Raw genomic sequence first — 14,602 nt, 5'->3', positions numbered from 1 at the left:
CTGTACTGTCTGCGGCTCGCCGCCTTGTACTACTTTTCCACTTCTCCGACTATAAGCCGCCTTGCAGCACTGCACTTGGACAAACAAGCCCTGTCGAATTAGGCTATAATCTCCGCTTTTCGTATTTAATCATTAAGGAGCAACCATGTTTTTGATTCAACCTGCTTATGCGCAAGCTGCCGCCCAACCTTCAGCCGCCGGCGGCGCTTTCAATTTGATTTTGATGTTCGCCATTTTCGGCGTGATGTGGTTTTTGATGATTCGCCCCCAGCAAAAACGCGCGAAAGAGCACCGCGCCATGATTGAAGCCCTGAAACGCGGCGATGAAGTGCTGACCAACGGCGGCTTGATGGGACGGATTGTCGCCCTAGGTGATTTTGCCGTCGATATCGAAATTACCAAGGGTACGGTCGTACGCATGCAGCGCCCTTTTATCGCCCAAGTATTGCCTAAAGGCAGCTTGAAAGGCGAACTCAGCAGCTCAGTTGCCGCCAATGATGAAAGTGCTGCTGTTGCCGCTGAAGAAAGCAGCGATAACAACGACAAACCTCAAGCCTGATTTTACTAGGGGTTTTATGCCCCTTTCACAAAGGATAGCGCATGTATAAAGCCTTCCCGACTTGGAAATATTTCCTGATTATCGCCGTTGTTACCCTCGGCTTTTTCTTTGCCCTGCCGAATTGGTTTGGCAAAAGTCCCGCCGTGCAATTGCAATTTAGCGATGCACAGGCGGCGCAAGCAGCGGCAAACGCCATTCCCACTGCGCTGGAAAGCGCGCAGATTGATTACCGCCGCCTGCAAGTCAAAGACAGCAAAATAGACGTTCTGTTTGCCGATACCGATGCGCAGATTCTGGCACGCGATCAATTGCAAAAACAATATCCTGCCGCGAATGTGGCGGTAAATCTTCTGTCCAACACGCCAAATTGGCTACAAAGCATGGGCTTGACGCCGATGAATTTGGGCTTGGATTTGCGCGGCGGCGTTTCTTTCTTGCTGCAAGTGGACAGCAAGGAATTGTTCGATCGTAAATCGGCGGAATTATTGGATTTGTCACGTAGTACTTTGGAAAAAGCCAATATCGCATTGGTAGATTCGCAAGCGCGCGACAGCGGCGGCGCAGTATTGTTCTTTGCCGATAGCGAGGCGCGCACGCAGGCGGAAAATCAACTCTTTACCGTCTTGCCTGCGGAAGTGCAGCGTTTGAGCAGTGAAGAGGGCGGGCGTTTTGCTTTGTCTTTGCAATACAGCGAAGAGGGCATCAATGCGCAGAAGCGCCGTGCAGCGGAGCAAAACCGTGTGCGCATGGCAGGACGTGTGAACAGTTTGGGCGTGGCGGAACCTTCGATTCAGGTGGTGGGCAATGACCGCATTTTGGTGCAATTGCCGGGCATTCAAGACGTAAACCAAGCCAAAGAATTGCTAGGTTCGACCGCGACATTGGAATTTTATCTTGTTGATGAAACAGGCGATTTGGCAACGGCGGCGCGTTTGAAACGTGCGCCTTTCGGCAGCAAATTGGCGTATTTTGAAGACGGTACGCCGATTTTACTCAAACGCCGCGTGATTATGAGCGGCGAGCATATTGTCGATGCCACCGCCGGCTATGGACAGCAATCCGCAGGTCCGCAAGTCGATGTGGTCTTGGATTCCGCCGGCGGCGCGCAAATGAACGACATCACGCGCGAAAATCTGCAAAAAGCCATGGCGACGGTGTATGTGGAATATATTCCTGTCACGAAAGCAGATGCCGAGGGCAAAACCTTTACCGAAGTGGAAAAACGCGAGACGGTGGTCAATTCCGCAACCATTCAAGGACAATTTTCCAGCCGCTTCCAAATCACGGGCGTTCATCCGATTGAGCGTGCGCAGAAATTGGCCGCGACTTTGCGCGCCGGCTCTTTGGTTGCGCCGGTCTATATCATTGAAGAGCGCACCATCGGGCCTTCGGCAGGACAGAAAAATATTGATCAGGGCGTGAATGCCGCCATTTGCGGCTTGGCGCTGATTATCGTCTTTATGTGGGCGTATTATCGCAAACTCGGCTTATTGGCGAATATCGCTTTGATAGTGAATTTAATGCTGCTGGTGGCATTGATGTCTTTCATCGGCGCGACCTTGACCCTACCGGGGATTGCGGGGATTGTGCTGACCTTGGGCATGGCGGTGGATGCCAATGTCTTGATTTATGAGCGTATCCGCGAAGAAATCGATGCGGCGGCTTTATCAGTGCGCGATGCGGTGCGGGCGGGCTTTAATAATGCTTTCTCGACCATTGTCGATGCCAATATCACGACTTTGATTGTCGCTATATTGCTGTTCAGCTTCGGCACCGGTCCGATTAAGGGCTTTGCAGTGACCTTATCCGTGGGGATTTTGACTTCGATGTTTACCGCGATTTTGGTCACGCGCGCCCTTGTGGAATATATCGTTTTGCGCCAAGCGCAGCCGAAAATCAGTTTGTGAGGCCGCTATGAGATTTACTTTTCCGAAACTTCCTTTTATGCGTTACAGCCGCCATGGCTTGCTGTTTTCGTTGGTATTAAGCATTTTGTCTATTGTGCTGATTACTTTTCGCGGCTTTAATTTCGGCTTGGAGTTTACCGGCGGCGCGACCTTGGAATTGCAATTTGCGCAAGCGGTCAATATTGCCGAAGTACGTGAAGAAATCGCCGGCATTCATGACAAAGCCAATGTGATTCAATACGGCAGTGCGCACGATGTGCAGATCAGCTTCGGCGAAGTGCAGGAAAAAAGCACCGATGCCATGATGGCGGAAATGTTCGGCACTTTGAAAAGCAAATATCCCGAAGTGAAATTAATCGGGCAGGCCAAAGTAGGCGGGCAATATCGCGAGGAATTGATTGAAAAAGGCATTACCGCCTTATTGCTGTCCTGCATCGGTATGATTGTTTATTTGAGCATGCGCTTTGAATGGAAATTCGCCATCGGCGCAGTCGCCGCGCAAATGCACGACGTATTGGTGGTGGCGGCATTATTTTCTTTAATGCAGTGGACTTTTGATTTGAATGTCTTGGCGGCGCTATTGGCGGTCTTGGGTTATTCGGTTAACGATACGGTGGTTTTATACGACCGCATTCGCGAGAATCTGAAGAAATTGCCTGCGCAAACGCCTGAAGAAGTGATCGATATTTCCATTCAGCAAACTATGATGCGCACTTTTGTGACCAGTTTGACGACGATGCTGTCTGTGTTTGCCCTGCTCTTTTTGGGCGGCGAAACCTTATTCGGCTTTGCGGCGGCGATGATTGTGGGGATTGTCTTTGGCACCTATTCTTCCATTTTCGTGGCAACCGCGATTGTGAAGACGATGCAGCTCAAGCATGAGGATTTATTGCCCAAAGCGCGACGACAAATCGATGATTTGCCTTAGGCGCTTTTGTATCATCGGCGCAGTGGAAAAACAAATGCCAGTATTGTCTAATACTGGCATTTGCCTTTGCTTATGCTGCAATATTCGCGCTAAGGCTGTGCTTTGAGGCTTATCCGTTTTGATGCAGCTTGTCCCATTCGCGGGTTTCGCGCGCGATGGATTCTTCAATCAAAAAGCGGTAAATCGTTTCCAGATAGCGGCGTTCGATGCCGAATTGATCGGCAAGCGGAGAGACTTTGCGGATAATCTCTTCAATGCGATCTTCCAAGCGCACGTTTTCACGCAGAGGCTTGAGGGGCGCGGCGCGATGAATGAGGAGCAGGCGGCGGCAGAGCAGGGTAGCCAGTTCTTGGTCGAGGGCGTCGATTTCTTGGCGCAGCGCGAGCAGGGCGGCGGAAGGTTGGAAGTCGTTCATCGTGTTTCCTTGTATTGAGTCGAAGATTTTTTAGGAATTGTAACAATGTTCAATGCTTTTTTCTCTCTTGTGGGGCGTGAAATCCGGCGTTTTCTGCGTCTGTGGACGCAAACGCTCTTGCCTTCGGTTGTAACCACTATTCTGTATTTCCTGATTTTCGGGCGCTTAATCGGGACGCGTATCGGCAGTTTTCAAGGCGTGGATTATGCGGCTTTTATTGCGCCGGGGCTGATTATGATGGCGGTCATCAATAATGCCTATAACAATGTGGTCAGCTCTTTTTACGGCGCGCGTTTTAGCAATTATGTCGATGAATTGCTGATTTCGCCGATGTCCAACGGCATGATTTTGCTGGGCTATGTCTTGGGCGGCGTGCTGCGCAGTCTGGCGGTGGGGATATTGGTGACGGCGGTGGCGATGTTTTTTACCGATATCCGTTTGGCGCATCCTGTGGTCATGCTGACGGTCTTGCTTTTGACGGCGGTGGTATTTTCTTTGGCGGGCTTTATCAATGCCTGCTATGCGCGCGGTTTCGATGATGCGGCGATTGTGCCGACTTTTGTGCTGACGCCTTTGATTTATTTGGGCGGCGTGTTTTATTCGGTGGCGATGTTGCCGCCGTTTTGGGCGACGGTATCGCAGATTAATCCGATTTTGTATATGGTCAATGGTTTTCGCTACGGCTTATTGGGGATTAGCGATGTGTCGCTGGTTTTGACGATCGGCTTTTTATTGCTTTTTATGGCGGTTTTGCTGTATTGGGCGCTGTATTTAATGGATAAGGCGGGGAAATTGCGCAAATGACGGCGGTAGATTTGAGTAAGGGCGTGGTTTTATTAGACCGCGACGGGGTGATCAATAAGGATCGCGGTACTTATGTCAGTAAGCCTAGTGAGCTGATTGTCTTGTCGAATGCTTTGCGCGCTATTGCGCGTTTGACGGCGGCAGGTATCCGCATCGGCATTTGCACCAATCAAGGCGGTATTGCGCGCGGCATTTATGATGAGGCGATATTGGCGGAGATTCATGCCAAAATGATGGCGGCGGTGCATGATTTCGGCGGCGAGATTGAGCATATTGTGTTCTGCCCGAGTTACGATAATGCCGATCCGCGGCGCAAACCCAATCCGGGCATGCTCTTGGAGCAGGCGGCGTATTTCGGTTTGGCGGATTTAGTCGGCGTGCCTTTTGTGGGCGATAATGTGGTCGATGTGCAGGCGGCACGTGCGGCAGGCGCTGTGCCCGTATTGGTAAAGACGGGCAAAGGGCGGCAGGTGGCGGCGCATCACCGCGATCAGCTGCAAGAGGTTAAGATTTATCCGAATCTTGAAGAAGCGGCGGCGGATTGGCTGAGAAAAAAGAGAGTCTAAAATGTTGATGAAAATTCGTACGGTATTGTTTTATGTGTGCTGGGGTATTGCTACGGCGATTTGGTCGCTGTTGATTGTGGCAATGATTGTCCTGCCTTATCGCCGACGTTTGCTGTGGGCGACGGGTTGGGCGGATACGAGTATTTGGCTGGCACGCGTTCTTGCCGGCATCGATTATCAGGTGCATGGGCGGGAACATTTGCCTGATAGAGCGATGGTTTTCGCCAGCAATCATCAATCGACTTGGGAAACTTTGTTTTTGCCGACTTTATGGCGCGATCAGGTGTGGGTCTTGAAAAAAGAATTGACCCAAATTCCGATTTTCGGCTGGGCTATGGCTTTGCTGCGCCCGATTGCGATTGACCGCAGTCAGCGCAAACAGGCGATGCAGCAGGTAATTGAGCAGGGCAGGGCAAAAATCGAAGCGGGTTTGTCGGTGGTCATGTATCCCGAGGGACACCGCTTTGCGCCCGAAGTGCCGTTGAAATTCAAATCGGGTGCGGCGCGTTTGGCGCATAATCTGCAAGTGTCGATTATCCCGATTGCCCATAATGCGGGACAATTTTGGCCGAGACGCGGCTGGCTGCATAGCGGTACGGTGCAGGTTTTTATCGGTAAAGCGATTGACCCTGCCGATTTCGAGACGGTAGAAGCTTTCAATCAGGCTTTGGAAGATTGGGTGCGTGTGCATCGCGATCAAGCCGTGCAAGCGGAAAATGCCCGCCGCGGGGTGAGTGCATGAGCGGTTTTGCGCAGGATAATTTATTTGATGCGCCGCAGGCGGTGGTGGATTTTCAATTTGACGAGCGCACGGTGGCGGTGTTTGCCGATATGATTCATCGCAGCATTCCCGCCTATGCCGGCTTGTTGCAGATGACGGCGGTGGTGGCGGGGCAATTTCTGCGCGACGGCGATCATGTCTATGATTTGGGCTGCTCATTGGGCGGCGTGAGTCTGGCGCTGCGGCAATTCGTGCCGGCGCAATTGCGGATTTCGGCATTGGATTTGTCGGAGGCGATGGTTAAGCGTCTGCGCGATTATCTATCCGGTGTCGGAATTGAGAATATCGAAGTCATTCAGGCGGATCTTCAAGATTATCCTTTGCAGCCTTGCCGCGTGGCGGTGCTGAATTTCGTGCTGCAATTTATTGCACCCGAAGTGCGCGATGCGGTGTTGGCAAACATTTATGCCGCTTTACCGCAGGGTGGCGCCTTATTGATTGCGGAAAAAACGCGTCCCGAAGATACGCGTATGCAAAGCTGGTATGAGGCCTTTAAGCGTTCGCAGGGCTATTCCGAATTGGCGGTGGCGCAAAAACGCGAATCTTTGGAGCATGTAATGAAAACCGATGTCGCCGCAGTGATTGAAGCGCGTTTGCATAAAGTCGGTTTTCAGCAGATTGTGCCTTATTATCAAGGTCTGCCTTTTAAGGCATGGGCGGCAATCAAATGAATGCTTTGTTTGATCGGCAATGGCAGGCATTATTGGCGCAGCGCCCCGATTGCGCAGCCTTGACGGCGCAAGTGCGGCAGCAGTTTGAAGACGTTTATGCGCGTCGGCATCGTCAGTTCGACGTATGGTTGGCGGCAATTGAGACTTTAGCGCTACCGGAGCAATGGCAGCAGACGCTAGATGCGCCGATTATCGCTGCGCAGGCGGCAGGTCTTGACGAGGCGGCTATCGCCGAATGTGCGCGCTTGCTGATGCCGTGGCGCAAAGGTCCTTTTCAGTTGGGCGGCTTGGCATTGGATTGCGAATGGCGCAGCGATATGAAATATCAGCGCTTACTGGATGCCGGATTGGATGTAAAAGGTCGGCAGGTATTGGATGTCGGCACAGGGAACGGCTATTTTCTCTACCGCTTATTGGGTAGCGGCGCGGATTTGGCGGTGGGCTTGGATCCCTCATGGCATTATTTTGTGCAGTTTTTGTTTTTGCAGAAGTTTATGCGTCAACCGCGCGCCGCCTTTTTGCCGCTGACTTTGAATGAAGCGCCCTTAAGCGGTTTTGACTGTACCTTGTGCATGGGCGTTTTATATCATCGCCGTGACCCGATCGCCTTTATCGGGCAATTGCGCGATACCCTGAAGCGCGGCGGACAATTGGTCTTGGAAACCTTGGTAGTTGAGGGCGACAGTCAAAGCGTCTATATGCCCGCAGGGCGTTATGCCGGCATGCATAATGTCTGGTTTTTGCCCAGCGTTGCCGCGCTTGAGCGTTGGTTAGTCCGCTTGGACTTTACGATCGAGCATAGCGGTCAGCCGGTGCCGACGACCGCTGCCGAACAAAGGCGTACCGCATTTATGACGAGCTATTCTTTAAGCGAATTTTTGCAAGAAGCGGCAGAGCAGGGATTGCACGAACCGTCACCGCAGCGAGCCATTGTGATTGCGCGCAAAGATTAGCCTTCAATCTGTTACAATAAGTTTTTAATACTAGCCACATCGATTATGCAAGAAGAAACAACGTCAACCTATCGTCCGAAATTTCATTCCATACTGTATCGTGGTTTTACCGACCCTTGGTTTTTGATTTTAGTGCCGTTGGCGGTGCTTATTTTCTTAATTCTGATTGGTTATCATGCCGGCGATCCGGGCTGGACGCATTCGGGCAGCAATCCTGAAGTGCGGCATTTTTTCGGCAAAATAGGGGCTTATAGCGCCGATGTGTTGCTGTCTTTTCTCGGCTATGCGGCTTATTTATTGCCCTTAGGCTTTTTGGCGACGGCTTGGGCATCGGCTAAAGATGAACGTGGCGGCGGGGAAATCGTATTATGGAAATCGATCGGTTTGGTCGGTGCGGTATTGAGCTTAAGCGGTATTTTGACTTTTCATTGGCAGAGCGCCATCAATAGCGTGGCGATTACCGGCGGCGGTATTTTAGGGCAGAAAATGTCGGGCGAATTGCTGAAAATGATGCCGATTTTCCTGCTGATGTTGATGTACAGCCTGATTTTTTTAGTGGCATTGACCCTGATGTTTAATCTTCGTTGGCTGTCGATATTGGCTGCGCTCGGCTATTTCCCTGCCAAAGTCTTGCAGGCGGTGATGGCAACCAAGGCAGCACATCAGCAAGAGCGTGAGCAGCCGACGCCGAATCCCGAGCAATCCCAAGCGCAGCGTGAAACGATTTCTTCGCGTCTGCAAGGGGAGCCGAGTATTGTGCCGTCGAGTCATGTTACAGCTAAAGCCAGTCCTGCTGCTATCTCTGCCGAAGAAGCGACGCAAGATATGACTTTGGCAGAGCGTATGGCATTGTTATCATCGCCGCAGCCGCCAAAAGAAATGCCGGAAAGGCCGGCGGAAATTGTCGATAATCAGCCTGTCGCGGTAGAAAATATCGAATCGCCTTTGCATCGTAGCGAGCCGGGTTTGAGTTTGAATTGGGCGGATTATAAAAAGCAGGCGGCGACGATTCCACATGCGCACACAAGCGATGAATCGGCAAGAACGTCGGAAGCGGTAAAGCAAGAAGCAGCGCCAATCCAAACGTATACATCGCCTGAAACACCTAAAGCCGCGCCGATTATCAATCCTCATACCGCGGCAAGCAACCCTTTTGCCGCTTATGATGCTTTTCAAGAAGAGAAAACGATTGTTAATCAGCCTGTTGTAACAGAAAACAGCACCGCTGACGACGAAGATTTCTTTGAAATTGAGGACAAAGCCGAATCGGTGGCGGCAGACACGGCAACGGCTGCCGTAGAAGCTGAAAATAATGATAAGAAGCAAACAGAAGATGGCAGCGTGTTGCGGATTCGCGCTTCCGCTTTAGCGTCGAATTTCCAATCTCAAGCTGCCGACAGCGATTATCAGCTGCCCAGTTTGGCATTGCTGAAAATCAGTCCGCCTAAGCGAACGCCGGACAGCGCCAGTCAATTCCGCCTGCTTGCGCCTTTAGTGGAAAGCGCTTTGCAGAATTACAAACTGGATGTGCGTGTGGTCGGGGTTGATGTCGGACCGGTAGTCACGCGTTTGGAATTGGAATTGGCGCCGGGTATCAAGGTAAATCAAATTTCTAATTTAGACAAAGATTTGGCGCGCAGCTTGTCAGTGTCGAGTGTGAGAGTGGTGGAAGTTATTCCCGGCAAGCCTTATGTGGGCTTGGAAATTCCGAACAAACAGCGCGAAATCGTGCATCTGCGCGATATTTTGGAATCGGCGACTTATCAAAAAGAACGTTCGCCGCTGACGGTGGTTTTGGGTTCGGATATTGCCGGTGCGCCGAAAGTGGCGGATTTGGCGAAAATGCCGCATTTATTGGTCGCCGGTACGACGGGCTCGGGTAAATCGGTAGCGATTAATGTGATGTTGGCAAGTATGTTGTTCAAAGCCACGCCTGATGAATTAAAGCTGATTTTGATTGATCCCAAAATGTTGGAAATGAGCATGTATGAAGATATTCCGCATTTGCTCACGCCGGTGGTTACCGATATGAACGATGCCGAAAATGCCCTGCGCTGGGCGGTGGCGGAAATGGAACGCCGTTATCTGCTGATGTCGGCGTTTAAAGTGCGCAATATCATCGGTTTCAACGATATGATTCGCGACAAACAAGCCCGAGGCGAACGCATTGACGATCCGCTGTGGCGGGCGGAAGATCATTTGGGCTTGGCGAATCAGCCGCCGCAAATCGAGCCTCTGCCTTATATCGTGATTGTGATTGACGAGCTTGCCGATATGATGATGGCGGTTGGGAAAAAAGTGGAAGAATTGATTGCGCGGATTGCGCAGAAAGCGCGGGCGGCGGGGATTCATTTGGTCTTAGCGACGCAGCGTCCTTCCGTGGATGTGATTACGGGCTTGATTAAGGCGAATGTGCCGACGCGTTTGGCTTTCCAAGTTTCTTCTAAAATCGACTCGCGTACCATTATCGACGGTCAGGGAGCGGAAACCTTGCTAGGGCACGGCGACGGTCTGTATGTGCCGCCGGGCAGTTCCGCGCCTTTGCGCGTGCACGGCGCTTTTATTGAAGACGGCGAAGTCGATGCCCTGACCGTCTATTTAAAAACCCAAGGCAAGCCGCAATACGAAGAAAGCATTACCAATCCTGTGCCGGCTTCATCATTGGGCGCATTCGGTGCGCAAGAGAAAAGCGATGATCCGGAGCAAGACCCTTTATATGACGAAGCCTGCCAAATCGTTTTAGAAAGCGGCAAAACCAGCATCTCTTATCTGCAACGCCGTCTGCAAATCGGCTATAACCGCGCTGCAAGAATTATCGAGGCAATGGAAGTCGCCGGTTTATTGAGCATGGCGGATAATAACGGTGCGCGCAAGCTTATCGGCGGCGGACAGCAGGATTACTAAAATGGCATATGCTGTTCATGGCACAGATAGCAAGGCTGTGTCAGCATAAGGCTTTTACTAGAGGAATACCCATGAAAAAATTATTATTGGTTGGCATCTTAGTGGCAACATCTACGATCACGCATGCGCAATTGTTCAATATCAATCCGCAGGAAAGCGCGACAAGCCAAACTGTAAACGCCGCCGCATCCGCAGACGTAAGCGCCTTTGTGCAATATTTTGCCGATACTCAAGATTTGCAGGGCAATTTCACCCAAACCGTACACGGACAACGCGGGCTTGAACAAAGCCAAGGCAAAATGTGGATTAGCAAACCGGGTAAATTCTACTGGGATTATCAAGGCGCCAATGCGCAGAAAATCATTAGCAACGGCAGCAAAGTCTGGCAGTATGATATAGATTTGGAACAAATTTCCGTGCGCGGTCGCGATGAACTGGTCGGCGATGTGGCGATGGATATTTTGAGCGGTACACGCGAAATTCAAGAACTCTTTGCCATTAACGCAGTGGCGCAGCCGCAATTACCGGTCGCCTTGCAGGCTTTGGCAAAAGACGGACAAAGCTACCGCCTCACTCCTTTAAGCGAGCAAGACGGCTATGATACGGTCTGGATCGTGATGAAAAACAATCAGTTAGCCGCTTTGGCGGTGGATACGGGGCGCGGTCAGCAAACCGTGATCGAATTTAGCCAATTGCAGCGCAATGTCGGCATTGCCGCCGGTCAATTTGAATTTACTCCGCCGGCGGGAGTAGATGTCATCGGCGAATAATGCAAGATTCCTTATTTGCCGCCGGCGTCAGCGCCCCCTTAGCGGAGCGTCTGCGCCCTAAAACATTAGCCGACTATGTCGGGCAGCATCATATCTTAAGTATCGGCAGCCCGCTGACAGCCGCGATTGAGCAAAACAAACCCTTCTCTATGCTGTTGTGGGGACCGCCGGGTTGCGGCAAAACTACGTTAGCCTTGCTGCTTGCCGATACCTTCGATGCCGCTTTTATCCGTTTGTCGGCAGTCTTTTCAGGTGTGAAAGAAGTGCGCGAAGCGGTAGCGCAGGCGCAAGCTAATCGCCGCCTCGGCAGACGCACCATTTTATTTATTGATGAGATTCACCGCTTTAATAAGGCACAGCAAGATGCTTTTCTGCCCTATGTTGAAGACGGCACATTGATATTGATTGGCGCGACGACCGAAAATCCGGCATTTTCGCTTAACAATGCCTTACTCTCGCGTTTGCGGGTTTTGCACCTGCAAGCCCTAGATGAAGAAGCCTTACGGCAAACGCTGAATAAGGCTTTGGAAAAGCTCGGTAAAAAGGAATTAAGGGATGCGCCCGCCTTAAGTATCATCGCCTATCATGCCGCAGGCGATGCGCGCAAAGCCTTGGCTTGGTTAGAAGAATGGCTGCTGCTGCTTGCGCAGGGATTTGATGCCGACGCCGCCTTGGAGCAAGCCATGGCAGATCAACCAAAAGCCTTTGATAAGCAGGGCGATTGGTTCTATGAATTACTGTCCGCATTCCATAAATCCTTACGCGGTAGCAGTCCGGACGGCGCGATGTATTGGTTTGCGCGCATGGTGGACAGCGGCGCAGATCCTTTAGTGATTTGCCGTCGTATGCTCTGCGTGGCAAGCGAAGATATCGGCAATGCCGATCCGCAAGCCTTAGGCATTGCGCTCAATACCTATCAAAGTTATGAAAGGCTCGGCGCACCCGAAGGCTATCTCGCCATTGCACAATGTATTACCTATCTTGCCCTTGCGCCGAAAAGCAATGCCGCTTATCTGGCGATGCAGACGGCATTTCAATACGTGCGCAATCATCCTAGCGCTGCGGTGCCGAAACATCTGACCAATGCGCCTACCGCCCTACATAAAGCCGAAGGGCATCATCGCGGTTATCGCTATTCGCATGACGAAGCTTTTGCCTATAGCGCAGGGCAGCGCTATTTGCCGGAAGGGATGGAGAATATCTCTTTTTATCAACCCAATGAACGCGGTTTTGAAATCAAACTCAAAGACAAATTAGCCAAATTGCGCGAGTTGGATGCTCAGGCACAGGCAAATAAAGGTATTTAAAATACTGAAATTTAGAGCAAAGGGACATTTTAGGTGCTGTTTTCGAGTTCTTTAGCCCTAAGGGACAAAATAGGTGCTATCTAGCGTTTTTTAAGCAAAATAATCTTTTATAAACTTAACCTTATTGTCCTTTTCCATGCCGCAATGACAAGCTAAAAGTCTTTTCAGATCACCAAATTTTCCTTCAAGCAAATTGGTGGTTTTTGGCAGGTTTAACTCCGGATAATCTTCAAAGGTAAAAAGCCAATGCAGATTGCGCCTCAGACTGTTATAAGCACTTCTTAAACGTTTGTGCCTATAGTGTGATTTACCTGTTTCGGGATTTGAGCTACGTTCGTTGAGAAAGTCTTTATGCTGCTTATGCCAGTTATTCAAATGCTCTTCAAATGCCGCTTTGCTGCTGTTTTTTAGGCTTAAGGCAAGTTGTTTTAAATCTACTGCCGCTGCTGTTTGAGGTTTTCTTGTCAGATAACGGTTAATGGTTTTGACTTGGTGGAATTGACAAAGCTGTATGGGAATATCGGGAAATAATGAGGTTAATCCTCTTCTTCCATCGCAGATAATACTCTGAATATGTATTCCTTTTTCTTGTAGCTCTCGTATGGCTTGTCGATACAATGCATTGCTTTCTGATTTAACCTCGCTGACCGATAAGGCTTGTCGGCTGATGCTGTCATACAGCACCATCACACCAAATTTACGTCCAAAGTAGGTAGTATCCATGATGATATTGACTGATGAAAAATGCCGTTGTTCAGGCTCTCTAAGTTGGGCTTGTTTGAGATATCTAGCAATGGTTTTACGGCTGCAGGAAAAACGTTGGGCGAGCTCTTGCATGCTTTGTTTGCCGCTACTATAAAGTGTCCACAACTCTTGAGGGTTAAGACGCTTTTTGCTGCTAAAACGCTTACCGCATTGCCGGCATTTGTATCGTTGCTGATGATTTTGTCTGCCGTCTTTTTTGACCTGTTTTGAGCCACAGAAAAAGCATTTTTTGTGTTCAAAGCTTTTGACCTCGCTAAAAGCCTTACAGAATAAGGTTTTTCAAACTTTTTAGCACCTAAAATGTCCCTTTCCCCGAAATTTAAGGATATAGTCGAATGATTGAAAAAGTATTACGGCGTTGGCTCGCCTTGTACTACTTTTTCACTTCTTCGATTATATTTTAGAGACTGGAAAGTAACACAAGCGAACTATATCGCAGTCATTTTTCAATTATTCGGTCATCGTCAAACACCAATCTTTAATATTAGTATGACTTTCTCTTCATAATTTTGAGAGAGTGAATATTAGATAGCCTGATAGTAAATTGCTTTTTGCTGTTAAATATCAAGAGATGAATATTTGTTATAGAATAAATGTCATGATAATCAAAAAATTAGTATTCTTCTTATGAATGTTATAATATCATAAGAAAATTTGTCATAGAAAACTATTTACCATCACTTTGCAGAATATGTGAATTTCTTTTCATTATGCTAGGCAAATCGCGATTTTGCAGTTATTATTTTACCCGTTAATTTTAACAATTAACAACCACAAACTAACTATTTTCAAAGATTAGGAGCTAATCATGAATAAAGATATTTTAGAAGGTAAATGGGAACAGTTAAAAGGAAAAGCAAAAGAGAAATGGGGTGAATTGACCAATGATGATTGGGATGTTGTTGCAGGACAACGCGACCAATTAGTCGGGCGTATTCAAGAGCGCTACGGTCGTTCTAAAGAAGAAGCTGAAAAAGAAGTTGACGATTGGTTTAGTAACAATTAATTAAGGAATATATATGCTGAATTATGCAATTGGATTTTTTGTCGTTGCTTTGATTGCTGCTGTTTTAGGATTCAGTGGTTTAGCGGGAGCAGCGGCAGGTATCGCAAAAATTTTATTCTATGGTTTTCTGATTTTGGCGATTGTATCGTTTATTTTCGGCAAAAGAAAAAAATAGAACGGCGAATGTTAAAAGGGGCTTTGAAGCTCCTTTTTTAATGCCTTGATTAATAATCTTATTTAGAGATAACGGTTCTCTTTTTTGACAC

Annotated in this window: 14 protein-coding genes and 1 pseudogene; 13 read left to right on the top strand and 2 right to left on the bottom strand. The window is 49.2% G+C overall.

Annotated elements, in window-relative coordinates; genetic code table 11:
* Positions 1-145: 145 nt before the first annotated feature.
* From yajC to secF, 3 genes are read left to right on the top strand one after another with little or no spacing between them, the layout of a single operon-like run.
* Positions 146-559 (top strand): preprotein translocase subunit YajC, encoded by a 414-nt coding sequence (yajC, locus tag DYC63_RS11120; RefSeq protein ID WP_115219274.1) that lies wholly within the window; start codon positions 146-148, stop codon positions 557-559.
* Positions 560-600: 41 nt separating this feature from the next.
* Positions 601-2,466: a protein translocase subunit SecD gene (secD, locus tag DYC63_RS11115; protein WP_115219273.1), complete on the top strand. Its 1,866-nt coding sequence runs from the start codon at positions 601-603 to the stop codon at positions 2,464-2,466.
* 37 nt (positions 2,467-2,503) lie between these two features.
* Positions 2,504-3,394, top strand: a complete 891-nt coding sequence (secF, locus tag DYC63_RS11110; RefSeq protein WP_245888175.1) for a protein translocase subunit SecF — start codon at positions 2,504-2,506, stop codon at positions 3,392-3,394.
* Between the two features lie 109 nt (positions 3,395-3,503).
* On the opposite strand, the gene DYC63_RS11105 is transcribed toward secF, so the two are convergent.
* Entirely contained in the window at positions 3,504-3,809 is a 306-nt protein-coding gene (locus tag DYC63_RS11105; protein WP_115219271.1) for a chorismate mutase, read from the bottom strand.
* Positions 3,810-3,854: 45 nt separating this feature from the next.
* Here DYC63_RS11105 and DYC63_RS11100 point away from each other — a divergent pair, with 45 nt between their 5' ends.
* The 8 genes from DYC63_RS11100 (at position 3,855) to DYC63_RS11065 (ending at position 12,565) form a co-directional block, all read left to right on the top strand.
* On the top strand, positions 3,855-4,613 hold the full coding sequence (locus tag DYC63_RS11100) for an ABC transporter permease (protein ID WP_115219270.1): 759 nt from the start codon (positions 3,855-3,857) through the stop codon (positions 4,611-4,613).
* Positions 4,610-5,179 (top strand): D-glycero-alpha-D-manno-heptose-1,7-bisphosphate 7-phosphatase, encoded by a 570-nt coding sequence (locus tag DYC63_RS11095; protein WP_115219269.1) that lies wholly within the window; start codon positions 4,610-4,612, stop codon positions 5,177-5,179. Before DYC63_RS11100 ends, DYC63_RS11095 begins: the two co-directional genes overlap by 4 nt.
* A gap of 1 nt (position 5,180) precedes the next feature.
* Positions 5,181-5,921 carry a lysophospholipid acyltransferase family protein gene (locus tag DYC63_RS11090; RefSeq protein WP_245888173.1) on the top strand — a complete coding sequence of 247 codons (741 nt, stop codon included), beginning with the start codon at positions 5,181-5,183 and terminating at the stop codon, positions 5,919-5,921.
* Positions 5,918-6,631, top strand: coding sequence for a methyltransferase domain-containing protein (locus tag DYC63_RS11085; protein WP_115219268.1), 714 nt, complete (start codon positions 5,918-5,920; stop codon positions 6,629-6,631). The genes DYC63_RS11090 and DYC63_RS11085 overlap by 4 nt, the downstream gene beginning before the upstream one ends.
* Positions 6,613-7,584: a tRNA 5-methoxyuridine(34)/uridine 5-oxyacetic acid(34) synthase CmoB gene (gene cmoB, locus DYC63_RS11080; RefSeq protein ID WP_245888171.1), complete on the top strand. Its 972-nt coding sequence runs from the start codon at positions 6,613-6,615 to the stop codon at positions 7,582-7,584. Before DYC63_RS11085 ends, cmoB begins: the two co-directional genes overlap by 19 nt.
* Positions 7,585-7,629: 45 nt before the next feature.
* Positions 7,630-10,488, top strand: coding sequence for a DNA translocase FtsK (locus DYC63_RS11075; RefSeq protein ID WP_281267776.1), 2,859 nt, complete (start codon positions 7,630-7,632; stop codon positions 10,486-10,488).
* Positions 10,489-10,559: 71 nt separating this feature from the next.
* Positions 10,560-11,258 (top strand): outer membrane lipoprotein periplasmic chaperone LolA, encoded by a 699-nt coding sequence (gene lolA / locus DYC63_RS11070; protein ID WP_172459502.1) that lies wholly within the window; start codon positions 10,560-10,562, stop codon positions 11,256-11,258.
* Positions 11,258-12,565, top strand: coding sequence for a replication-associated recombination protein A (locus tag DYC63_RS11065; protein WP_115219265.1), 1,308 nt, complete (start codon positions 11,258-11,260; stop codon positions 12,563-12,565). The genes lolA and DYC63_RS11065 overlap by 1 nt, the downstream gene beginning before the upstream one ends.
* A gap of 90 nt (positions 12,566-12,655) precedes the next feature.
* Here the strand turns inward: DYC63_RS11065 and DYC63_RS11060 are convergent.
* Positions 12,656-13,546: pseudogene (locus tag DYC63_RS11060) on the bottom strand (IS256 family transposase, variant Zn-binding type); the annotation flags it as partial.
* 592 nt (positions 13,547-14,138) lie between these two features.
* Here DYC63_RS11060 and DYC63_RS11050 point away from each other — a divergent pair.
* Both DYC63_RS11050 and DYC63_RS11045 read left to right on the top strand, forming a co-directional pair.
* A complete protein-coding gene (locus tag DYC63_RS11050) occupies positions 14,139-14,336 on the top strand; it encodes a CsbD family protein (RefSeq protein ID WP_115219264.1) in 198 nt (65 codons plus the stop codon).
* A 13-nt stretch (positions 14,337-14,349) separates the two neighbouring features.
* On the top strand, positions 14,350-14,511 hold the full coding sequence (locus DYC63_RS11045) for a DUF1328 domain-containing protein (RefSeq protein WP_115219263.1): 162 nt from the start codon (positions 14,350-14,352) through the stop codon (positions 14,509-14,511).
* Positions 14,512-14,602: the final 91 nt, after the last annotated feature.

The organism is Suttonella indologenes (assembly GCF_900460215.1).
Lineage (GTDB): Bacteria > Pseudomonadota > Gammaproteobacteria > Cardiobacteriales > Cardiobacteriaceae > Suttonella > Suttonella indologenes.
This window is presented reverse-complemented; position numbering and strand designations above follow the sequence as displayed.